A 22009-nucleotide genomic window follows, 5' to 3' on the forward strand; every position below is an offset into this window, starting at 1 on the left:
AAGGAGCCCCGCCGGCCCGGCAGGTCTGCCACACGGGAAAACGGCGCGCCGCACTGTTCCCACTCGTCACATTTGTCACTCGGGTATCATTTTTCTCAATTGTTTACTATGCTTTACTGCGGACTCAGATCTGACTGATGCTTGCCGCCACCCCCTAGGCCCGGCAGGCACCACAATTTTAGGGAGAATTACCAGTGCAACTACGACGTCGACTTGTCCCCACGCAGTCGAAGTGGGCCACCCCGGTGGTGGCTATCATCGCTTCGGTGTCTGTGGTTGCCGCCGCAGTTTTCGCCGGCAACGACATCCTGAATACCCAATCTGCGGGTAACGGGCTCATCGAGACCACCACCAGCCAGGCGAACTTCGGCGACGGCGAGACCGTCGTCGTCGACGACCCGGCCATTGCCGCCCAAGGCGGCGAAGGTGGCCCCCGCGCCGTGAAGGAATTCCACCAGGACGAGCCCTTCTCCCAGTTCGCGCTGACCTGGGAAGGCGGCGACAAGGATCTTGCGGCCTTTGTGCGCCCGCAGCTTGCCGACGGCACCTGGGGCGAGTGGTACGACGCCGAGCCGCTGGGCATCGAGACCGGCGGCACCAACGGCACGGAGCTCATCTTCATCGGTGAGACCCAGGCCGTCCAGGTCTCCGTGGGCAACGTCAACCTCGGCGCCCCGTCCGAGGCAGAAGTCGCCGAGACCGGCGGCCAGGCCAACCCCGACCGCGACTCCGACGCCGCCCCGGCCGAGGAGAAGCCTGCGGACAACTCCCGCGACAATTCTGCCGAGGCCCCGACAAAGGAAACCACGAGCCCGCTGCCGACCAACTATGGCGATATCGCTCCCGTCGCCGAATCCGTCGACCAGTCCGCGGGCATCGATGCCGCAGATCTGAACGCCGTCTTCATCGACGGCAACGCGCAGGAAGGCGGCATCGAGCCGACCGCCTTCGCCTCCAACGGGGCGCCGCAGGTGGTTTCCCGCGCCGGCTGGGGCGCCAACGAGGGCATCCGCTGCCAGGGCCCGACCTACGACGATCGCGTCAAGGCGCTGACCCTGCACCACACCGCGGGTAGCAACAACTACACCCGTGCACAGGCAGCCGCCCAGGTCCGCGGCATCTTCAGCTACCACGCCCAGACGCTGGGCTGGTGCGATATCGGATACAACGCACTCGTCGACAAGTACGGCACCATCTACGAGGGCCGCTACGGCGGACTAGACAAGGCCGTCCAGGGCGCCCACGTCGGCGGCTTCAACTCGAATACCTGGGGCATTTCGATGATCGGCAACTACTCCACCGCCGAGCCCACCCAGGCGATGCTTAACTCCGTCTCCGAGATCGGCGGCTGGAAGGCTGCTATCTCCGGCTTCGATCCGGCCGGCAAGTCCGTTGGCCTGTACTCCGGCGGCTTCCGCGGCTCCAAGTTCCCCGCGGGCTCTACCGCCTACGTGCCGGCCTTCCACGGCCACAACGATCTGCACAACACCGCGTGCCCGGGCAACAACACCATGAAGTACTGGTCCCAGATCCGCTCCAACGCGCACAAGAAGTACGAGGCCGTCAAGAGCGGCGGCAGCTACCAGCCGTCGACGCCGGCCCCGTCCACCGACAACTCCGGCGATTCGGGTAATTCCGGCAACGGCGATAACGCCGGCACGGCCGGAAACACGGGCGGCGCCGGCACCCCGGTCGAGTCCTCCGTGGGCGGGTCCTCCATGTCGACAGCCGACATCCAGGCCGCCGCCACCATCGCCGCCGCCGTCGCCGGCCTGGCGATTACCGCCGGCGCCCTGACGGTGCCGAACAAGGACCAGGAAGTCGTCGAGGGCCTGACCCTGGGCCAGGTGCCCGAGATTATCTCGAAGGTCGTCAGCTTCCTGGGCGACCCGGCACTGCAGCAGTCGTGGGGTTCCATCCTCAACGCCTTCGGGCCTCTCCTGGGCCTGCCGCAGGGCGGACTCGAGGTGCTGGATCAGGACACGTTCTACCAGCTCTTCGAGAACGGCGTCGTGCTCTCCTCCGGCGATAACTCGCAGGCCTACGCTCTGGTCGGCGAAATCGCCAAGGTCTGGGCCGAGGGCGACAACGCCCAGCAGCTGGGTATGCCGACGACGAACCAGTACTCGGTCGGTGGCAAGGCCGTCCGCGTGGACTTCGAAGGCGGCTACATCACCTACGACCCGGATACCCAGCAGGTGCAGCTCCACACCAACGATTAGCCTCCGGCGGGCACGCTGAATGGGCGTTCACGGTCTGTTCCGTGGACGCCTCTTCGCGTGTTCTTGTCGCGGTGTTCTTGCTGCTTTGCTGCGCGTCTGCCGCTGGGTGGGCCGCCGGCGCGCTAGGCCGGCACGCGTTCGGGTGGTATCCACACCACCCGGCCACCGACCCTCGCCATCCGGCCCCGAGTCTGCGCCGGGCCGGGCCCGTCCTCGTTGGCACCGTTATGGTGCGGACACAACGTCGCCAGGTTCGCCGCATTCGTCGGACCACCCGAGTCCCACGACTGCAGGTGATGGACCTGGCACTCATCGGCACCGGCCAAACACTCCGGCCAGGCACACACCGGGTGCTCCATCAACGCCAAACGCCGCTGCTTCCACGACGCCAAACGCTCATCTCGGTAACAATTAACGGGCCCTGCTACCGGGTCAAAGACCCCGACGTAGCCGACCTGCTCAAACGCCCGGGTCACCAACTCCGCACCACTAATCACCGCCCCGTTGGTTAGCTGCACCGTAATATCCGCGGCGTCCTGACCGCCGACCAAGTGCCCGAAAGCCTGAAGGTTTAACACCACGTTGGTCGTCACCGACGCGCGCACCCCAGCACCCTTGGCACCGTCGCCGTCACCATCGCCGCCGGTGAAGACCGCGCGGGCATCCTCGACGGTGCGTACTTGGGCTTTGATATCGGCGACGAGGCCGGCGTCGGCGATAAGGCGCATCGACCATAAGCCCTCGGCCGAGCGGCGGTAGATCACCCCCGGCTGCGGCGTCGGGGCGGGGCGGGCCTCCTGGATCTTGCGGCGGGCTGTGGCGGCCATTTGCTTGGCGTCAACCGGCTGGGCGGAAAGCTCTTCCATGATGCGCCAGGCATCGTTTTTGTTTTTGACCCGCCGCAGCACCCCGCGCAGTACGTCGAGCACGGGTAGGCAGTGCCCGTGGCGGGCGGCGTTCGCGCGCACTCGGCGCTGGCGGCCGGCGTGCTTGACCGGGCCGAAAAACACGCCGGCCAGGTCGAAAAGGCGCTCCAGCTCGTCGCGGCCGGAGCCGGCGGCCGCGCGCTCGGCATCCCAGTCGGCGTGCCAGGCGCCCTCCACGATGTCGATTCCGGGCTGGGTCACGGCAGCCACGAACCTAGAAAAACAATCCCCCGATGTCATGCCCCACACCCTAAGGCAGGACCCACCACCCCGCAACCGGAACGGCTAGTCCTCCCAGCCCAGGGTGCGCTCGACGGCCTCGTTCCAGCGGGAAAAGAGCTGGTCGCGGGTGCCGGCATCCATCTGCGGCTCCCAGCAGGTATCCACGCGCACCAGCGATTCGAGCTCGTCCAAGCTGGACCACGTCCCGCAGCCCAGGCCGGCGGCGAAGGCGGCACCCAGCGCGGTGGTCTCGATTTCCTGTGGCCGCACCACGGTCGCGCCGAGGATGTCGGACTGCAGCTGCATGAGCAGCTCGTTTTCCACCATCCCGCCGTCGACGCGCAGCTCCTCGATGGCCACCCCGGAGTCCTGGACCATCGCCTCGACGACCTCGCGGGTCTGGAAACACGTCGCCTCCAAGGCGGCGCGAGTGATGTGGGTCCGGTCGGCGAAACGGGTGAGCCCCACGATGACGCCGCGGGCATCGGGGCGCCAGCGCGGCGCGAACAGCCCCGAAAACGCCGGCACGATATAGACCCCGCCGTTGTCCTCGGCCGCGATCTCCTCCGAGCTGGCCGCGTCCGGGATAATCCCCAGCTGGTCCCGCAGCCACTGGATGAGCGAACCGCCCACCGCGACCGAGCCTTCCAACGCATAGACCGGATCCCTGCCGGCGCACTGGTAGGCCACGGTGGTCAGCATCCCGTGCTGGGAGTATTTGCGCTCCGCGCCGGTGTTGAGCAGCAGAAAAAGCCCGGTCCCGTAGGTATTTTTCGCGTGCCCGGCGGAAAACCCGGCCTGCCCGAACAGGGCGGATTGCTGGTCGCCGAGTACGCCCGTAATCGGCACGTCCATGAGCGTGCCACGGTGGCGAACGGTGCCGAAATCCCCGATGGAGGGCCGAATCTCCGGCAGGATGCAGCGCGGGACACCGACCGCATCGCACAGCTCGTCGTCCCAGTCCAGGGTGTCCAAATCCATCAGCAGGGTACGCGAGGCGTTGGTCACGTCGGTCGCGTGCACGCGCCCGGCGGTCAGGTTCCACAGCAACCAGCTATCGATGGTCCCGGCCAGCAGCTCCCCCGCCTCGGCCCGCTCGCGCGCCCCGTCGACGTGGTCCAGAATCCACGCGATCTTCGGCCCGGCCGGGTAGGAATTGGCCAGCACGCCGGTCTTGCGCAGCCACTTGTCGGGCTCGTCGAAGCGGTTCGCGTTGCGGGTGTCCTGCCAGACGATGGCCCGGCAGATGGGCTGCCCGGTCTCTTTCTCCCAGACCACGGCGGTCTCGCGCTGGTTGGTGATCCCCAGGGCATCGATGTCGCTGGCGGCGATGTCGACGTCGACCAGCGCCGCCGAGACCGCCCGGCGCGTGTTGCGCCAGATCTCCCGGGCGTCGTGCTCGACCCAGCCCTGCTGGGGCATCAGCTGCCGATGCTCGTACTGCGCCGACCCACAAATCCGGCCCGTGGCATCGACGATGACGCACCGGGTGGAGGTGGTCCCCTGGTCGATGGCGGCGATATACGTCATGGGCTAGAACCACCTTTCCAGAACGCGGGCAACACCAGCCTGACCGTTGGTTTCGGTAATCATGTCGGCGGCTTCCTTGACGTCGTCGTGCGCGTTGCCCATGGCCACCCCGCAGCCGGCCCAGCGCAGCATCTCGATGTCGTTGGGCATGTCCCCGAAGGCGATGACCTCGCTAGCCGCCACTCCGTAGTGATCGGCCAGGTAGGACACCCCGCGTTCCTTGGTCACGCCGGGGGCGGCGATCTCGAGGAGCCCATCGGGCATGGAATAGGTGACGTGGGCGTCGGTGGCATCGACAAGCGGGGCCAGACGCGCGTACATCTGCGCCGAGGTCATGTCCAGGTTGCGGACGATGAGCTTGACCGCGGGCTCGGCGACGACCTCGGCCCGGTCGGCCACGCCGAAGCCGGGGTAGTCGGTGCGGGCGGCAAACGGGACGTCGACGACGTACATGTCCTCGGTCGGGTCGGCCGCCGAGGTCCCAGCGCGCTCGGCCGCCACGGCGATAGATCCCAGTACTTCCTCGGCGCGCTCGACGATGCCCGCCATCACCGCCGGCGACAACTCCTCGGCGCGCACCACGCGGTCGTCCAGGGAGTCGTAGACCACGGCGCCGTTGGAGGTTACGCACAGGGGCCGGACGGGCAGCTGCTCGAGGACCGGCGCTATCCAGCGGTAGGGCCGGCCGGTGGCCAGGGCGAAGTGGGCGCCGGACTCGATAGCGCGGACGACGACGTCGCGGGTGCGGGCGGTCACCCGGTGCGCGGGATCGATGAAGGTGCCGTCAATGTCGCTGGCGATAAAACGCGGGGCGGGAACCACTACTAGGCCTGTTCCTTGCGGCCCATCCGGGACAGGCGCCGCAGCTGTCGGTTGGCTTTCTTGGCCAGCTTGTCGTCGGCCTTGCGCAGTTCCTTGGCGGTTTTGCGCTCGGCCTTCTGCTTGCGCTTGCGGGCCTTTTCGGCCTTGTCGGCGGCGTCCATGCGGTTGGCCTCGTCCAGGGTGGGTGCCACCCCGCCGCCGGCGGCCGGCCGCCACGCCAGGCCGTCCTCGAAGGGGCCGTGGTCGCGGTCGTAGTCGGCGCGTACCTCCTCCAGCAGGGCCTGCATGGCGGATTTGAGCCGGTCCATGTCGGCGGCGACGTCACCGGTGACCTCGATGGGCGCGCCGACCTTGACGTGCACCGGCAGGTGGTTGCGGCCCAGGTTCTTCTTCCCGCCCTTGGTCCAGATGCGCTGGGAACCCCAGCAGATCATCGGGATGAGCGGGACCTCGGCGGCCGCGGCGATGCGGGCCGCGCCGTTTTTGAACTCCTTGAGCTCGAACGAGCGCGAGATGGTCGCCTCCGGGAAAATGCCGACCAAGTGGCCGGCGTTGAGGTGCTCGACGGCGGCATCGACGGCGCCGGCGCCGCGGGCGCGGTCGACGGGCACGTGTTTCATCGTGCGCATGAACCGCCCGACGACGGGCACGTCGAAGATTTCCTTCTTCGCCATGAAGCGCACCAGGCGGCGTCCGCGCAGGTGGGCCGGCATGGAGCCGAAGATGAAATCGTAGTAGCCGGTGTGGTTCATCGCCAGCAGGGCGCCGCCGTAGGCCGGGATGTGTTCCATGCCTTCCACGGTGGTGACCACGCCCTGCCAGTGCAGGACGCGGCGGGCCAGGCTGACGATGCCCTGATACATCGCCTCCGCGGCTTCGGCGTGCAGCCGGGTGTGCTCGGTGCCTTCCGGGATCCGGAACAGCCCGGAGCGCAGTTCGTACTTGGTCATCGGGTGGCGTCTCTCCGGGACTCTACTTCTTGGGCTCGAGAACGTCCTTGCCCACGAACGGGCGCAGGGCCTCGGGCACGACGACGGAGCCGTCGGCCTGCTGGTGGTTTTCCAGGATGGCCACGAGCCAGCGGGTGGTAGCCAGCGTGCCGTTGAGCGTCGCGGCGATGCGGGCCTTGCCGCTGTCGTCACGGTAGCGGGTCTGCAGGCGACGGCCCTGGAAGGTGGTGCAGTTCGAGGTCGAGGTCAGCTCACGGAAGGTGTCCTGGGTGGGGATCCAGGCCTCGGTGTCGAACTTGCGGGCGGCCGAGGAGCCCAGGTCGCCGCCGGCGACGTCGATGATGCGGTAGGGCACCTCGACGGCCGCGAGCATCTCGCGCTCCATGTTCAGCAGCTTCTGGTGCTGCTCTTCGGCCTCTTCCGGCTTGCAGTAGACGAACATCTCCAGCTTGTCGAACTGGTGCACGCGCAGGATGCCGCGGGTGTCCTTGCCGTAGGAGCCGGCCTCGCGGCGGAAGCAGGACGACCAGCCGGCATAGCGGATGGGGCCGTCGGAAAGGTCGATGATCTCGTCCTTGTGGTAGCCGGCCAGGGCCACCTCGGAGGTGCCGACCAGGTAGAGGTCGTCGCGCTCGAGGTAGTAGATCTCGTCCGAGTGCGCACCCAAGAAGCCGGTGCCGGCCATGATTTCGGGGCGGACCAGAACCGGCGGGATCATCAGCTGGAAGCCGTGCTCGCGGGCCTTCTGGGCCGCCAGCATCATCATGCCCAGCTGCAGGAAGGCGCCATCACCGGTGAGGTAGTAGAAGCGGGCGCCGCCGACCTTGGTGCCGCGGGTGGTGTCGATGAGGCCGAGGGACTCGCCCAGATCCAGGTGATCCTTGGGCTCGAAGTCGAAGGTCGGGACCTCGCCGACGTGCTCGAGCACCACGAAGTCGTCCTCGCCGCCGGCGGGAGCGCCCTCGACGACGTTGGACAGCTGGTACTGCAGCTCGTTGACCTTCTCCTCGGCCGCCTTCTGCTCGTCTTCTGCGGCCTTGACCTTGGCCTTGAGCTCGTTGGAGCCTTCCAGCAGCGCGGGGCGCTCCTCCGGGGAAGCCTGGCCGATCTTCTTGCCGAAGGCCTTCTGCTCGGAGCGCAGGTCATCGGCCTGGGAGATGGCGGAGCGGCGGCGCTCGTCGGCGGCCAGGAGGGCATCGACAAGCGCGGGATCCTCACCTCGGGTGACCTGAGAGGCACGGACGACGTCTGGGTTTTCGCGGAGGAATTTTAGATCAATCACGCATTTGATCCTACCCCACGACCCTATGGTTTGTATCCCCAACTCGACACCAAAATCCCATTTGCTTGCGGTGGTAATAACCAGGGCCTTACGATGGGAAATATGACCAGCCATCCGCACCTGCCACCGCGGGACATCGTGGACGGGCCCATCCCCAAGCACGCGCAGCTGCGCGACATCCTGGACGAGGTCTGCCGGACCACGCTAAAACCGGGGGATTTACTCCCCGGCGAGCGCCTGCTCGAAGAGACCTACGGGGTCTCCCGCATCACCGTGCGGCGGGCCATCGGCGACCTAGTAGCCGCCGGCCGGCTGCGCCGCGTCCGCGGCAAGGGCACCTTCGTCGCCCCCAACCCGCTGGTCTCCCGGCTGCACCTGGCGTCTTTTTCCGACGAGATGGGCGCCCAGGACGTGACGGCCTCGTCGAAGATCCTTTTGTCCGGGCGCACCGCCGCCCCCGAGGAGGTGGCCAAATTCTTCGGCACCGAACCAAACGTGCCGCACACCCACCTGCGCCGCCTGCGGCTGGGCGACGGCGAGCCCTATTCCATCGACGACGGCTGGTACAACTCGGCCTACGTGCCAAACCTGCTAGAAAACGACGTCTACAACTCCGTCTACAACATCCTCGACACCGACTTCGACGTCCCTATCACCGAGGCCGACCAGACCGTCACCGCCATTGCCGCCGATGCCGAGGTCGCCGACCTCCTCGAAGTCGATCCCGGCACCCCGCTGCTGCACATCATCCGGCAGTCGCGCTCGCGGGAAAAGCCCGTCGAGTGGTGTTCCTCGGTCTACCGCACCGACCGCTATCGGCTGACCACCCGCGTGGTTCGTGCGCTCGAACCTTAATGGGAAGGTAAACTGGCAATCCTTATGAGCACTGTGAAGACTTGGCGTTCCGCCGCCGCCATCCAGATTGCGCTGTGTGCTGCGCTCATCGCGGCGGTTTTCGTGGGCTCCTACGAGGTCGTAAGCAATTCCCAGGACTCTGCGACCCAGGCCGGTGGCGGCGGGACCGGCGGCGAGGCCGGCTCCGAAACCGAGGGCCCCGCCCCGACCTTTACCACCGTCGACAAGGGCTCCTGCGTGACGTGGGACTTCAGCGGCTCCGGCGAGGTCACCAACTTCGAGCAGACCGATTGCGGCGAGGAGCACCGCTTCGAGGTCGCCTCCCGCGAGGACCTGAGCATCTACCCGACCAGCGAGTTCGGCGAGTCGGCCCCGCGGCCTGACATCGAGCGCCAGGCCAAGCTGCGCGAGGAGCTCTGCCACGGCGCCGTGCTCCAGTACCTGGAAGGCCAGTACGACCCGTCCGGGCGCTTTTCCATCGCCCCCATCCTGCCGCCGAAGGCCGCGTGGGACGAGGGCGACCGCACCATGCTCTGCGGCCTGCAGACCACCGACGAGCGGGGCACCCCGCTGGAGACCAAGGGCAAGGTCGCCGAGGTGGATCAGGCCAACATCGCTAAGCCGGGCGAGTGCCGCTACATCGACGACAACCAGGTGCTGCACACCGTCGACTGCGCGGATCCGCACCAGCTGGAGACCACCCGGATCGTGGACCTGTCCGCCCAGTTCCCGGACTCCTACCCCGCCGACGAGGACCAGAACAGCTTCCTCGAAAAGACCTGTACCGACGCCGCCATCGAGTACCTGGGCAGCGAGGAGGCCCTCTACCAGTCCACGCTGCAGCCGTACTGGGGTTCCATCTCGGAGGCCTCCTGGAACGGCGGGACCTCCTCGGTCAACTGCGCGCTGATGCACCCCAATGACCAGGCCGGCTTCTCGGAGATCACCGGTTCCGCCCGCGACGGCCGCGACGCCATGCTCATCGATGGCCAGCCGCCCAAGGAACAGCCCAAGCGCAACCCGCGCCGCGAGGACGCCGGCGCCTCTACCCCGGCTCCCGCACCGGCGCCGGCTCAGTAAGATCAGCAAAGATGTACGCCGTCAGCGAGGAGCGCTTCGACGAACTAGTCGACGACGCGCTGGATAAAATCCCCGAGGAATTCGCGCGTCGCATGCGCAACCTGGCCATCCTCGTGCGCGATTACCACGAGGACGACCCCTACACGCTGGGCCTCTACGAGGGCGTGGCCCTGACCGAGCGCACCCATGACCACACCGGCTTCCTGCCGGACGCCATCTTCATCTACCGCGGCGCGCTCCAGGACTACTGCAACAGCGAGGAAGAGCTAGCCCACGAGGTGGAGGTCACCGTTTTCCACGAGCTGGGCCACTATTTCGGCATCGAGGAAGAAGACCTCCACCGCCTCGGCTGGGGCTAGCCCAGGTCGGTGTCCGCCCACTGGGTGGCGGTCCAGTGGCCGAAGTCCTCGCCGCGCGGCTCGAGGACGGTGTAGCGGCAGTTCGGCAGGTAGCCGGTGAAGGCGAAGTCGGCATCGATGCCGGCGGCGTGCCGGGTCATCACGCGGATGGCCGCGCCGTGGGAGACGACGATGGCGTCTTTTTCGGCGCCGGCGGATTCGGCATCGGCCAGCTGGGCGGCCAGGTGTTCGAGGACCGGGCGGTAGCGGCCGTCGACGTCGGGGTAGGTCTCGCCGCTGGGCAGGCAGGCCGCGGGATCGCCGTCGATCCAGCCGCGCAGGGCGACCTGGAAGCTGCGGTGGGCGTCCTCGCTGTTGTCCATCTCGAAGTCGCCGACGAAAATCTCGTGCAGCCCGGGCACCACGTCCACGGCGACGGAGAACTCGGGCAGGCCGGCCTCCACCTCGAAGGCGCGCATGGCCAGCTGCGCGGTCTGCTGGGCGCGCAGAGCCACGGAGCAATACACCGGGCCCAGGCGCTCCGCGCCGACGATGCCCGCCAGCGCCCGGCCGGCGTCCTGGGCCTGGTAGCGGCCCCGTTCGGACAGCTCCGCGCCCGGCGGGCGGGTGTCGAGGCGCCGGTTGATATTAGATAAGGTCTGGCCGTGCCGAAGCAGGATGATTCTACCGCTCATACCTGCCTACTTTAGGGTCTTATGCGCCGGATTGCAGGGCGCGGACCCAGGCATCGGCGGCGGCGAGATCCGGCATCGTGGGCGCGGGGGCATCGGCCTGCCCGGCGGGCCAGGATCCGAGGAAGATGATCTCCTCGCAGCGCAGCCACAGCGCGCGCAGGGCCTCGGCGACGGGGCGGTCGTCGATGTGGCCGTACAGGTCCACGTAGAAGCGGTAGGTGCCCATCTTCCGGCGGGTCGGCCGCGACTCGATGCGCGTCATGTCCACCCCGCGGTGCGCGAACTCCTGCAGGGCGCCGACCAGGGTGCCGGGCTGGTTGGGCAGGGTGAAAATGACGCTGGTCCGGTCGTGCCCGGTGCGCGGCGTGGGCCGCCCCGGCGGGCCGACCAGTACGAAGCGGGTGGCGGCCCCGGCCACGTCCGCGACCCCGGCGGCGTGGGTGTGCAGGCCGAAGAGCTCGGCGGCCCGGGCGGGCACGGCCGCGCAGTCGACGTCGCCGGCGGCCACGGCCTGCGCCGCCGCGGCGTTCGAGCTCGCGGGGTGGAAGTCCACCTCCGGCAGGTTCTCGCGCAGCCAGCCGCGCACCTGCTGATAGGCCACCGGGTGGGTGCTAAACGTGCGGCACGCGGCCAGCTCCACCCCGGGCCGCGTCACGACGGAAAAGACCACCGGGATATCGACCTCGCGGTAGATCTGCAGCGGGGAGCCCTCGACGACGGCGTCGAAGGTCGCGGTCACCGCGCCGTCCACGGAATTCTCGATGGCCACGCAGGCGCGCTCGGCCCCGCCGGCGCGCACTAAGGCGCAGGCGGCGTGGGGGGAATCGACGGCGACGGGCTCAACGTCGCTGCCGGCCGTGAGCTCGCCCAGCGCGGCCTCGGTAAAGGTACCCGCCGGTCCTAGGAATGCAACCTTCATCGTCATGCGCTCTAGCCTAGCCGGTTAGGCTGTAGACCTATGGAATTCTCCCACGCGCAATTGGCCGCGGATTTGGCCGGGCTCGACCCCCGCGAGCACGGCTTTACCTATATCGACCACGAGCGGCTGGCCCACCCGGGCCCGCCGCGGCCCGGTCGGTTGAGCGGCTGGGTGTTAAGCGCGAAGGACCTCAACGACGTGGCCGGGATGCCCACCACGCTGGGCTCGGCTAAGCGCGCCTACTTGGCCACCGAGACCGATCCCTTCATCGCGGAGCTGGAGGCGGCCGGCGCCGACATCGTGGGCAAGTCCGCCGCCCCCGAGCTGGGCCTGCGCGTGGACACGGAGCCGGTGGATCTGCCGCACCCGGACAACCCCCGCTACCCCGGCTGCACCCCGGGCGGGTCTTCCGGCGGGGCGGCCATCCAGGTCGCCCGCGGGCTGGTGCGCGCGGCCCAGGCCAGCGATGGCGGCGGGTCTATCCGCGTGCCGGCCGCCGCGTGCGGGGTCGTCGGCTTCAAGCAATCCGGCAGGGAGCTGGGCGTGCCCGGGTTTATCACCCGCTCGGTCGCCGATACCGCCCTACTGCACGACCTGCCGTTGAAAACGCCCGGCCGGTGGCGTATCGGCGTGCTGACCCAGCCGCTGTTCGCCGGCGTGCGGGTGGCCGACCACATCCTGCGCGCCGTCGCCGAGGCCGCCGCGGCGCTCAAGGCCGCCGGCTTTGAGGTCATCGAGGTCTCGCCCTACCCGCATTCGGAGGAGACCTTCGCCGCCTTCACCCGCATCTTCTCCTCCCGGATGGCGGGGCTGGGCCCGCAGGAGGGCTACGCCGAGTGGGTCCGACAGCTGGGGCGCGGCTTCAGCGACGCGGAGGTCGACCGCGCCCACCAGCACGCCGCCCAGCTGCCGCAGCTGTTGTCCGGCTACTGGGCCGTCGATGCCCTGCTCACGCCCATGCTGGCCTTCGATCCGCCGCGCATCGGCGCGTTTAACCGCCTGCCGCACGCGGAGAATTTCGCGGAGCAGACCCGCTGGTCGCCGTGGGGTTCGCTGTTTAACGTCGCGCACCTGCCGGCGATTAGCCTGCCCTGGCAGGTCCCCAACCACCCGCCCGTCGGCGTGCAGCTGGGCGGCATCACGCTTGCCGATGCCGAACTCCTCGCCCTAGCCCACCTCCTCCACCCATGACGCCGGAATCCCCGACCCCGGCGGTCACGGCCCGGCGCACGCTGGTGGCCGAGGTCATCATCGTCCTGTCGCTGTCTTTTGGCGTATCCGGCGTGCGCTCGCTGCTGCGCCTGGTGGATTCGCTACTGGATCCGGCGCCCCTTTCCGAGCAGTCGGTGACGCTGAATTCCTCCCAGTCCGCCATCGCGTGGCTGGACGTCGGCCTGCAGCTGTGCTCGGCCGGCGTGCTCTTTGCCTATGGCGCCCTGGCGCTCTACCTGCTGCGGGTGGGGCCGGCGCCGGTGCGGCGGGCATCGCTGAGCGTAGGCGGGGACAGCCTGCGCGGGGCGGGGCTGGCCGCGCTGATTGGCCTGCCGGGCCTGGCCCTCTACGTCGGCGCCGTGCACCTCGGGCTGTCCAAGGTGGTTGTGCCCGCGGAGTTTTCCCACCCGCTGGTCGAGGCGCCGGTGCTGCTGCTGTGGTCGGCGGCGAACGCCTTCGGCGAGGAAACCGTCGTGGTGGCCTGGCTGATGACCCGGCTGAAACAGCTGGGCTGGAAGCTGCCCGCCGTGCTGGCCGCGACTTCTATTCTGCGCGGTTCCTACCACCTCTACCAGGGGATTTCCGCCGGTTTCGGGAACCTGCTCATGGGCGTGGTCTTTGGCTATTATTACCACCGCACCGGCAAGGTCGCGCCCCTTATCATCGCGCATTTTCTCATCGATGCCGTGGCGTTTATCGGTTATTCCCTACTCAGGGATCCGTCGCTTTTCGGTTTGTTGGGCTAGGTCTGGGCGCGGGCGCCTTGTAGGCTATAGCGCATGAATTATTCAGGACGCGACCATGACCGGGAATCCCGCCGCGCCGGCGATGACTTCGTGCGCGGGGCGGACGGTCGCATCCTGAAAGACCGCTACGGCCGGCCCATCCGCAAGCGGCCCACAGGCTCGCAGGCCGCGTCACATGCCGCCCCGCCGCGGCAAACGCCTCCCCGGCAAACGCCACCGCGGCAGACGCCGCCGCGGCAGGTTCCCCCGGCGCAGCCCCAGCAGCAGGCACAGCAGCAGCCGCCGCGCCAGAAACCGCTGCCGGCCTACGCGCAGCCGCACTACCAGCAGCAGTACCGCCAAGAACACCGCCAGGACTACCCGCCGCAGCCGGAGGCCCCGCGCCGCTACCGGGTGCCGGCGCCGCCGGAGGGGCATCGTCCGCACCGGCGCCGCAAGCGCACCAGCCCGGTCAAGGGCTGCCTGGGCTGCGCCGGCTGGGTGCTGGCCATCGTGGTGGTCGCCAGCCTGGTGCTGATGCTCTGGGCCGATACGCGGCTGACCCGCGTGGAAGCCATGCCCGAACAGCAGGTGGCCAAGACCGCCGGCACCAACTGGCTGCTGGTCGGCTCGGATTCGCGCCAAGGCCTCACCGAGGAACAGCAGGCGGAGCTGGGCACCGGCGGCGACGTCGGGGTGGGGCGCACGGACACCATCATGCTGCTGCACATCCCGTCCAGCGGGAAGGCGCAGCTGATCTCCATCCCGCGCGACTCTTATGTCTCCGTGCCGGGCTTCGGCCAGGACAAGGTCAACGCCGCCTTCACTTACGGCGGCCCGCAGCTGCTGACCGAAACCGTCGAGGGCGCCACGGGCCTGCACATCGACCACTACGCCGAGATCGGCATGGGCGGGCTGGCCAACGTGGTCGACTCCGTCGGCGGCGTCGACATCTGCGTGGCCGAGCCCATCAACGACCCGCTGGCCAACCTGGACGTCCAGCCCGGCTGCCAGAAGCTTGACGGCCCGACCGCCCTGGGTTACGTGCGCACCCGCGCCACCGCCATGGGCGACTTGGACCGCGTGGCCCGCCAGCGCGAATTCTTCGCCGCGCTGCTGGACAAGATCACCTCGCCGGCCACGCTGATTAACCCGTTTAGGACGGTCTCGCTGGTCAACCACGCGGCCTCGTCCTTCATCGTGGGCGAGCACGAGCACGTCTGGCACCTGGCCCGCGTGGCGCTGGCCATGGGTACCGGCGTGGAGACCCAGACCATCCCCATCGGCGGTTTCATGGACACCGAGGTCGGCAACGTGGTCCTGTGGGACGACGCGCAGGCTCAGCAGCTCTTCGATTCGCTGCGTTAGCGTAGGGTGACCTGGCGGGACTTCAGGTTCTGCAGCTGCTTGCGCTCGTCGGCGCTCAGCTGCGCATCGTTAGCGATTTCGGATTCCAGGGCGGCGTCGACGCGCTGGAGTTCGGACTCGAAGGAGGCCGGGTCGGCATCGGCCGGCAGGTCGAAGACTGGGGCGATGACGCCGTGGGTGCGGAAGACACCGGCGAACTTGGTGCCCTCGCCGAGGTTCATCTCCTCGCGGGCGGCCACGCGGGCAATCGCGTTGAGGAAAGGGGACTCGTCGTCGGTGGGGCGGACCCAGCGGATATAAGACTTGTCGCCGCCGGCGGCCCAGAAGGCGGTGCCGCTGATATCGGCGCCGACCGGGTGGGTCTCCACCACGGACTGGTTGGCGGCCTGCAGGGACTGCTGGACGGCCGGGTTGCTGGGAGCGCCCTCGGGCACCCACCAGGAAAAGTCCTGGAAGACCTCGACGTCGAGGTCTACGGAGGCATCGATAAGCTCGCTGAGCTGCGGCTCCGAACCGTCCGCGGCCGTGGACTCGAGGGTCTCGCCCGCGCCGTGGTTTTTCACCCAGTTCAGGGCGAAGGCCAGGTCGCGACCCGGGTTGTGGGTGTGCGACTGGACCTGCAGGGCCACGAAGGCGGCCCCGCCGTACTCGTCGTCCCGGATGAGCGCCGCCGATGCACCCGGCAGCACCGTGGCCAGGTACACGTCGCGGTCGATGCCCTTGACCGGCAGCTTCGCGTACGCCGAGGGGACGAACTCCTGCATGGCCACCAAGGTGGATTCCGCTTGCAGTCCGCCGAAGGGGCGCGGGTCCTTTTCTAGGGCAGCGCGCTCGGCCGCGCGGGCGGCGAGCTTGGCCTGCCGGCGGGACATGCCCTCCGGCAGATCTTCCTTTTTCTTCTTCTTTTTAGCCATGCCCCCTAAGATACCTGGCGTTTAATACTTAATGGCGTGGAGGGCGACTTCCGGCTGGTTCGTGGCCAGCACGTCGACGCCGTTGGCCCACGCCCACTTGATGTCGGCCTGCCGGTCCACGGTCCACAGGTAGGTCGGCAGCCCGTGCGCGCCGATGGCCGAGGGCTGTATCTTGGCGCGCATGAGCGACATGCCCAGGCCCGTCGCGTCCGGCAGCAGCATGTCCCGCCGGTTGACGTGGCGCTCCCAGTCGCGGCGCAGGTAGATGCGGTCCACCTGCGGCGCCAGCTGCCGCATGCGGCGGATGGCCCGGCGCGAGAAAGAAATGACGTGGATGCGCGGATCATTCAGCATGCCCGCATACCGTAGGCGCAGCACGACCTGCTCTTCCAGCACGTCGCCCGGGGTGCCGGGGTGCTTGGTCTCGATGTAGAGGTGCCGGTCGGTGGCGCGGACGAGTTCGAGCAGCTCGTCGAGGAGCAGCGGCCGCTGCCCGCCGCCGATGTCCGCGCGGGCGACCTCCGCCCACTTCATGCGGGAAATCACGCCGGTGCGGTCCGCGGTCCGGTCCAGCTTGGCGTCGTGGATGACCACCACGTAGCCGTCCTGGGTCAGGCGGACGTCGCATTCGATGCCCCAGATGTCCAACCGCAGCGCCGCCGCGAAAGATGCCTCGGAGTTTTCCGGGTATTTGCCGGAATATCCGCGGTGAGCCACGATATCCACGCGCGCAAGCCACCTCTTTTCTTCTGCCGCCCGGTTAGGTCTCTGGAGCCGACCTTTCACACTCTAACCCCGTTCCGGCTGTCCTGCAGAGGGGCCGAGGTTCTGCAATGATGGCAGGCATGAAACGCTTCCTCCGGCGCACGGGCTACCGCTTCGCTAGCGGTGCGCTGCGCGCGGGCATCTTCTCGCTCGAGGTCTTAAGCGATCTCACGCCGGGGGTGCGCATGACCGGGCGGCGCCGGCTGCCACAGAACATGGCCGGCGGGATCCTGGGCGCGGAGCTGGCCACGTGGGCGGCCATCTCGCCCTCGCTGCTGCCGCGGCCGTGGTGGGTGACCGCCGCGAACGTGGCCATCGGGCAGGCGGCCGGCCACTGGGCGGGCGCGACCGCGGCCTATGTGGCGAAGGAATTCCTGCGTTCTATCGGCAAGCGCCCGCAGGACCGGCTGACCTACCAGTACCGGCACCGGATCGCGCTGGGGCTGGCGGCAGTGACGGCGGGCATGACCGCGCTGTCGGTGCGCAACCAGCGCAAGCAGGCGCAGCTGGTGGACAAGGACAACGACCGCGGCCCGGCCCAGGCCCTGGCCGGTACCGTCGTGGGCACCCTGGGATATGGCAGCCTGCTGCTGCTGGGCGAGGCGGTGCAGGCCTCCGTCGACCAGCTGTCGAAGGGGCTGCGGCGCTGGCTGCCGGCGCTGGTGGCCTGGCCACTGGGCGCGGCCGGCCTGGCGGCGGTGGTCTTCGTCTTGTCCAACCGCGTGCTGTTTAGGACCTGGATCCGCAACGTGACCGCCCGCGCCCAAGAGCTCAACCGGACGGTTTTCCCGGGGTCCACCATGCCCTGGGAGCCGGAGCGCTCCGGCTCGCCGTGGTCCTACGAGCCGTGGACAGCCGTCGGGTTGCAGGGGCGCTCCTTCCTATCCAGCGGGCCGCGCGCGGACGACATCAAGGCAGCGATGGACTGCGAGCGCGCCCACGAGCCGATCCGCATCTATGCCGGGCTGGTGCCGGGCCGCTCCATCCGCAACGCCGCCCGCCAAGTCATCGCGGAGATGGAGCGCACCGGCGCGTTCTGGCGCAACACGATTGTCATCCAGATGCCCGCCGGCTCCGGCTGGCTCAACAACTGGTCCACCTGCTCCTACGAGTTCCTCACCCGCGGCAACTGCGCCACGGTCACGCTCCAGTACGACGTTCTGGCCAGCGTGTTTTCCTACGTGGTGGATCCGGACGGGCCCGTGCGGGCCGCTTGGGAGCTCATCACGGCGGTCAAGCACCGCCTGGAAGACTTGCCGGAGGGCGACCGCCCGCGGCTCTACTTCGCCGGCGAGTCCCTGGGGGCCTACGCCATCCTGGACAACTACGAGTCCGTGGACGACCTGCTCGCTGCCTGCGAAGGCGCCGTGTTTTCCGGCCCGCCCCGCATGAGCCGTTTTACTTCCGAGCTCCAGCGCGATCCCGGCTCCCTGGAGCGCGTGCCGGTCATCGATGGTGGCAAGCACATCCGCTTCGCCGCAGCCACCCCGCACACCCGGCACGACGCTTTCGGCCACAGCTACCCGCAGACCTGGCAGCGCCCGCGCGTGCTGATTGCCCAGCACGCCTCCGATGCCATCGTGTGGTGGGACAAGGCGCTGGCCTTCCGGCGGCCGGGCTGGATTCACGAGCCACAGCCCGACACGGCGTACGCCGACACCTTCAAGGAGATGTTCTGGGCTCCGTTTATCACCTTCTGGCAGATCGGGCTCGACCAAGTCAACTCCCTCAACGTGCCCGGCGGGCACGGGCACAACTACTTCTCCGAGATGTTCTGGTACTGGGACAGCGTTCTCGGCTCGCAGTCCCGCGTGGCGCTGACCCCTAGCCGGGCGCGCCGGATGGAGGAGTTCATCCGCCGCGACGCCTAGGCGCTCCTACCGCCCTATCCGCACTTGACGCCGGTGCTGTGGTGCGGGCAGTAGCCGTGCGGGTTCTTGGCCAGGTACTGCTGGTGCTCGTCCTCGGCTAGGTAGTACTCGCCGGACGGGGTATCGCCGAGCAGCTTTACCTCGGTGGTGGTCTCGCCGAAGCCGTGGTCGGCCAGCTTGTCCGCGTAACGCTCGACCAGCTTCTCGATGACCTCTTTGTCCTCCTGCGTGCGCGGGTAGAACGCCGAGCGGTACTGGGTGCCGACGTCGTTGCCCTGGCGGTAGCCCTGGGTCGGGTCGTGGGCCTCCAAGGCCTTGACCACCAGCTCTTCCAGGCTGATCTGCTGCGGGTCGTAGGTGACCTCGACGACCTCGGCGTGGTTGGTCAGGCCGCGGCAGACCTCGTAGTAGGTCGGGTTCGGGGTATTACCGCCGGCGTAACCGACCGAGGTGGACTCCACCCCGCCAGTTTCCCAGTACATCTTTTCTACGCCCCAGAAGCAGCCGATGCCCAGCAGGAGGGAGCGCTGCCCCTCCTTCCACGGGCCGGTAATCGGCGTACCGAGGACGGCATGCGTTTGTGGCTCGGGAAGCACCGGCTCTGCGCGACCCGGCAGGGTTTCTTGTGCGTCGACAATCTTCGGCGCCGGTCCAAACAACCACGACATGGTTTAGTTCCTTTCCGGATTAATTTCGGGACAATCTCAACGAACAATTTTGAAGTTGTACTGCGGGTTTATAGATTTTTGCAAGAATTTCGTTGCGAAATCTACAAACCAGCCTATTATGGGGCCCGTACCCAACGAAAGGATAATAATCATGGCTGTTTACGAACTTCCCGACCTGCCGTACGACTACGACGCCCTAGAGCCGCACATCTCCGCGGAGATTATGCAGCTGCACCACGACAAGCACCACAACACCTACGTGCAGGGTGCTAACGCTGCACTCGAGGCTCTCGAGGCCGAGCGCAACGGCGAGGCTAACGCTGACCGCATCCGCGCCCTGTCCAAGAACCTGGCGTTCAACCTGGGTGGCCACACCAACCACTCCATCTTCTGGAAGAACCTGTCCCCGAACGGTGGCGGCCAGCCGACCGGCGAGCTGGCTGAGGCCATCGACCGCGACTTCGGCTCCTTCGAGAAGTTCCAGGCTCACTTCGCTGGCGCTGCTACCAGCCTGCAGGGCTCCGGCTGGGCCGTGCTGGGTTACGACCACATCGCCGGCAAGCTCATCATCGAGCAGCTGACCGACCAGCAGGGCAACGTTTCCGTTAACTTCACCCCGCTGCTGATGCTGGATATGTGGGAGCACGCATACTACCTGCAGTACAAGAACGTGAAGGCTGACTACGTCAAGGCCTTCTGGAACGTCGTCAACTGGGACGACGTTGCCGAGCGCCTGGCTGCCGCTGAGAAGTAAGAAAAGCAACTCAGCGCCTTCCAGCGTTTCCAGCTAAAGGGCCGGCCCCCGCGCGGGGGTCGGCCCTTTTTCGATCCTGTAGGATGCGCGGAAAATCGGCTTCTACCACCAGGTCTGCGCGTATCCCCAGGACACCGTTCGCCTTCAGGCGCAAAGGCCGATGGATTGACATAGCAAAGCCCCCTTGACGGTAAAGCACGCTTAACATATACTCGTATACGTAAAGCACACTTGACTAAAACGCGGCCAGAGTAAGGCCAAAAGCCGAAGCAAGCCGGCGATGTCACTCAGGCCAGGAAAGGGGTAAACCATGGAAACGAAAACACGCCTCGGCCGGATGCGTTCCGGCGGCAGCCAGCGCAAGCTGATGTTGACCTCCGCTGCGGCAGGTGCGATGACCGCGGTCATAGTTGGCGCGGTTCTGACCACACTGACGGGCCACACGGGAGTATCCGCCGGGTTGACCGTCATGATATACGCCGCGTGCCTGTTCCCGGTGGGGTTCGTCGCATGGTGGGCTGTGTTGGTAGACCGCTCAACCATCGCGGGGGCGCCGGCCCAGCCGGAGAAATCAATCGAGTCTCGCTGGTACGACCAGGCAGCCCAAAGCACTTTCCACGTCTGCCTGTGGGCAGTAGGCGCGCTCGGAGTGGTCTCGGTATTCTGGGACTTCCAGGTCTCCGCCCACTGGTTAACCATCGGTCTAGGCACGTTCCTAGCGGTCGTTTTCTGGGGTTCGTACCTGCTCCACAAGCGGCGCGAGTCCTAAGCGCTATGAACAACCGGCTACGCGAGTACCGCGCTACACACAACCTGTCCCAACAAAAACTGGCCGACACCTTAGGCGTATCCCGCCAGACGGTCATCAGCCTGGAAAAAGGTCGCTACGATCCGTCGCTGCCGTTAGCGTTCCAGCTGGCAGCCTTCTTCGACTGCACGATCGAGGACCTTTTCATCCCGGATTAGCCCCCTGTTAGCCTCCGCTAACACCCGGCCTGGCAGCCGGGCGCCCCTCAGCCTGGCAGGCGAAGTCGCGGAACTGGGCGACGGCCGGGGCGTCGTCGCCGGGGCGCCAGACCAGGCCGAGCTCGCGGTAGGCTGGCGGGTCTAGCGGGATGACGTTGCGGGCCTGCAGGTACGGGTCTTCCAGCGGCAAAAGGGCGCTGCCCAGGCCGGCTTCGACGAGCCCCGCGACGGTGGTCAGCTCCATCGACTCGAAGACGAAGCGCGGGGTGATGTCGGCCGCGGCGACGAGGTCGTCCAGGAACATACGGGTCCCGTAGCCCGGCAGCATGCCGATGAAGGGCTCGCCGTCGAACTGCGCCATCGTGACGGTATCGGCGTTGCCCACCCAGTGCTCGGCGGGCACGGCAATGCCAAGGCGCTGGCGTTCCAGCAGCGCCCAGCTCAGCGCGTGCGGGGCGGCATCGAGCGGGCGCGGGCCCACGAGCGCGAGGTCGGCCTCGCCGGCCAGGACGCGGTCGACCAGCTCTTGGGCTGCGCCTTGGTGGAGTTGGAACTCGACGTGCGGGTAGCGGGCGCGGTAAGTGCGCAAGAGGTCGGGGACCATCCAGGTGCCCAGCGAGTGCATGAAATCCAGGCGCACCGTGCCCCGGTCGGGGTCCATCAGGCGGGCGACCTCCGCGGTCCCGCGGGAAAGCTCCGCCACGGCTGTGCGCGCGTGGGCAGAAAACCCGCGCCGCGACTGTTGAGCACCACGCGGTGGCCAACACGGTCGAAGAGGCTCGCGCCGGCGGCCTTTTCCACGCGTTGGATGCGCCGGCTGAGGGTGGGTTGGCTGATGCCGAGGCTGTCGGCGGCCGCCCCGACGGCGCCGGTCTCCGCGGTGGCAATGAAACCGCGCAGGTCATCCACATTCATGCAGGAAGTG

General features: G+C 67.7%; 21 protein-coding genes and 1 pseudogene. 11 read left to right on the plus strand and 11 right to left on the minus strand.

From position 1 onward, the window contains the following. Positions 1 to 266 precede the first annotated feature (266 nt). Positions 267 to 2222: an N-acetylmuramoyl-L-alanine amidase gene (locus tag VVS03_RS05995; protein ID WP_368534157.1), complete on the plus strand. Its 1956-nt coding sequence runs from the start codon at positions 267 to 269 to the stop codon at positions 2220 to 2222. Positions 2223 to 2344: 122 nt separating this feature from the next. On the opposite strand, the gene VVS03_RS06000 is transcribed toward VVS03_RS05995, so the two are convergent. From VVS03_RS06000 to serS, 5 genes are all read right to left on the minus strand, one after another. Next, complete coding sequence (locus VVS03_RS06000; protein WP_368520005.1) at positions 2345 to 3349, minus strand: HNH endonuclease signature motif containing protein; 1005 nt, start codon at positions 3347 to 3349, stop codon at positions 2345 to 2347. Positions 3350 to 3433: 84 nt separating this feature from the next. Continuing rightward, on the minus strand, positions 3434 to 4900 hold the full coding sequence (gene glpK / locus VVS03_RS06005; RefSeq protein ID WP_368520006.1) for a glycerol kinase GlpK: 1467 nt from the start codon (positions 4898 to 4900) through the stop codon (positions 3434 to 3436). A gap of 3 nt (positions 4901 to 4903) precedes the next feature. Further along, positions 4904 to 5722 carry an HAD family hydrolase gene (locus VVS03_RS06010; protein WP_368534156.1) on the minus strand — a complete coding sequence of 273 codons (819 nt, stop codon included), beginning with the start codon at positions 5720 to 5722 and terminating at the stop codon, positions 4904 to 4906. A gap of 2 nt (positions 5723 to 5724) precedes the next feature. After that, positions 5725 to 6672 carry a lysophospholipid acyltransferase family protein gene (locus VVS03_RS06015; protein WP_368534155.1) on the minus strand — a complete coding sequence of 316 codons (948 nt, stop codon included), beginning with the start codon at positions 6670 to 6672 and terminating at the stop codon, positions 5725 to 5727. Positions 6673 to 6694: 22 nt separating this feature from the next. Beyond that, the gene (serS, locus tag VVS03_RS06020) at positions 6695 to 7954 is read right to left on the minus strand and encodes a serine--tRNA ligase (RefSeq protein ID WP_368520009.1); all 1260 of its coding nucleotides are present in this window, start codon (positions 7952 to 7954) and stop codon (positions 6695 to 6697) included. Between the two features lie 102 nt (positions 7955 to 8056). Here serS and VVS03_RS06025 point away from each other — a divergent pair, with 102 nt between their 5' ends. From VVS03_RS06025 to VVS03_RS06035, 3 genes are read left to right on the plus strand one after another with little or no spacing between them, the layout of a single operon-like run. Beyond that, positions 8057 to 8809, plus strand: coding sequence for a GntR family transcriptional regulator (locus VVS03_RS06025; protein ID WP_368520010.1), 753 nt, complete (start codon positions 8057 to 8059; stop codon positions 8807 to 8809). 24 nt (positions 8810 to 8833) lie between these two features. Next, positions 8834 to 9889, plus strand: coding sequence for a septum formation family protein (locus VVS03_RS06030; RefSeq protein WP_368534154.1), 1056 nt, complete (start codon positions 8834 to 8836; stop codon positions 9887 to 9889). A gap of 11 nt (positions 9890 to 9900) precedes the next feature. Further along, entirely contained in the window at positions 9901 to 10248 is a 348-nt protein-coding gene (locus tag VVS03_RS06035; RefSeq protein WP_368520012.1) for a metallopeptidase family protein, read from the plus strand. Here VVS03_RS06035 and VVS03_RS06040 read toward each other — a convergent pair. After that, positions 10245 to 10922, minus strand: a complete 678-nt coding sequence (locus VVS03_RS06040; protein ID WP_368520013.1) for a histidine phosphatase family protein — start codon at positions 10920 to 10922, stop codon at positions 10245 to 10247. The two genes, VVS03_RS06035 and VVS03_RS06040, sit on opposite strands and share 4 nt — an antisense overlap. Positions 10923 to 10941: 19 nt before the next feature. Then, complete coding sequence (gene pheA, locus VVS03_RS06045; protein ID WP_368520014.1) at positions 10942 to 11847, minus strand: prephenate dehydratase; 906 nt, start codon at positions 11845 to 11847, stop codon at positions 10942 to 10944. A gap of 33 nt (positions 11848 to 11880) precedes the next feature. On the opposite strand from pheA, the gene VVS03_RS06050 reads away from it, so the two are divergent. Genes VVS03_RS06050 through VVS03_RS06060 form a run of 3 tightly spaced genes read left to right on the plus strand, consistent with a single transcriptional unit; the run spans position 11881 to position 15146 of the window. Next, positions 11881 to 13032, plus strand: coding sequence for an amidase (locus VVS03_RS06050; RefSeq protein WP_368520015.1), 1152 nt, complete (start codon positions 11881 to 11883; stop codon positions 13030 to 13032). Continuing rightward, positions 13029 to 13799, plus strand: coding sequence for a CPBP family intramembrane glutamic endopeptidase (locus tag VVS03_RS06055; RefSeq protein WP_368520016.1), 771 nt, complete (start codon positions 13029 to 13031; stop codon positions 13797 to 13799). The genes VVS03_RS06050 and VVS03_RS06055 overlap by 4 nt, the downstream gene beginning before the upstream one ends. Positions 13800 to 13832: 33 nt before the next feature. Next, positions 13833 to 15146 (plus strand): LCP family protein, encoded by a 1314-nt coding sequence (locus tag VVS03_RS06060; RefSeq protein ID WP_368520017.1) that lies wholly within the window; start codon positions 13833 to 13835, stop codon positions 15144 to 15146. Here the strand turns inward: VVS03_RS06060 and VVS03_RS06065 are convergent. Beyond that, positions 15143 to 16060: a DUF5926 family protein gene (locus VVS03_RS06065; protein WP_368520018.1), complete on the minus strand. Its 918-nt coding sequence runs from the start codon at positions 16058 to 16060 to the stop codon at positions 15143 to 15145. The genes VVS03_RS06060 and VVS03_RS06065 overlap by 4 nt on opposite strands. 21 nt (positions 16061 to 16081) lie before the next feature. Next, a complete protein-coding gene (locus VVS03_RS06070) occupies positions 16082 to 16786 on the minus strand; it encodes a glycerophosphodiester phosphodiesterase family protein (RefSeq protein ID WP_368520019.1) in 705 nt (234 codons plus the stop codon). A 110-nt stretch (positions 16787 to 16896) separates the two neighbouring features. On the opposite strand from VVS03_RS06070, the gene VVS03_RS06075 reads away from it, so the two are divergent. Beyond that, entirely contained in the window at positions 16897 to 18696 is a 1800-nt protein-coding gene (locus tag VVS03_RS06075) for an alpha/beta-hydrolase family protein (RefSeq protein WP_368520020.1), read from the plus strand. 14 nt (positions 18697 to 18710) lie between these two features. Here VVS03_RS06075 and msrA read toward each other — a convergent pair whose 3' ends face one another. Further along, complete coding sequence (gene msrA / locus VVS03_RS06080; protein ID WP_368520021.1) at positions 18711 to 19364, minus strand: peptide-methionine (S)-S-oxide reductase MsrA; 654 nt, start codon at positions 19362 to 19364, stop codon at positions 18711 to 18713. 151 nt (positions 19365 to 19515) lie between these two features. Here msrA and VVS03_RS06085 point away from each other — a divergent pair, with 151 nt between their 5' ends. The 3 genes from VVS03_RS06085 to VVS03_RS06095 all read left to right on the plus strand — a co-directional run bounded on the left by VVS03_RS06085 (position 19516) and on the right by VVS03_RS06095 (position 21084). Continuing rightward, positions 19516 to 20118 (plus strand): superoxide dismutase, encoded by a 603-nt coding sequence (locus VVS03_RS06085; RefSeq protein ID WP_368520022.1) that lies wholly within the window; start codon positions 19516 to 19518, stop codon positions 20116 to 20118. 310 nt (positions 20119 to 20428) lie between these two features. Further along, the gene (locus VVS03_RS06090; protein ID WP_368520023.1) at positions 20429 to 20887 is read left to right on the plus strand and encodes a hypothetical protein; all 459 of its coding nucleotides are present in this window, start codon (positions 20429 to 20431) and stop codon (positions 20885 to 20887) included. A gap of 5 nt (positions 20888 to 20892) precedes the next feature. Continuing rightward, positions 20893 to 21084, plus strand: a complete 192-nt coding sequence (locus tag VVS03_RS06095) for a helix-turn-helix transcriptional regulator (protein WP_368520024.1) — start codon at positions 20893 to 20895, stop codon at positions 21082 to 21084. A gap of 7 nt (positions 21085 to 21091) precedes the next feature. On the opposite strand, the pseudogene VVS03_RS06100 reads toward VVS03_RS06095, so the two are convergent. Then, a pseudogene (locus VVS03_RS06100) lies at positions 21092 to 21999 on the minus strand (LysR family transcriptional regulator). Positions 22000 to 22009 lie beyond the last annotated feature (10 nt).

It is taken from the genome of Corynebacterium sp. LK2537 (assembly GCF_040946485.1).
Taxonomy (GTDB): Bacteria; Actinomycetota; Actinomycetes; order Mycobacteriales; family Mycobacteriaceae; genus Corynebacterium.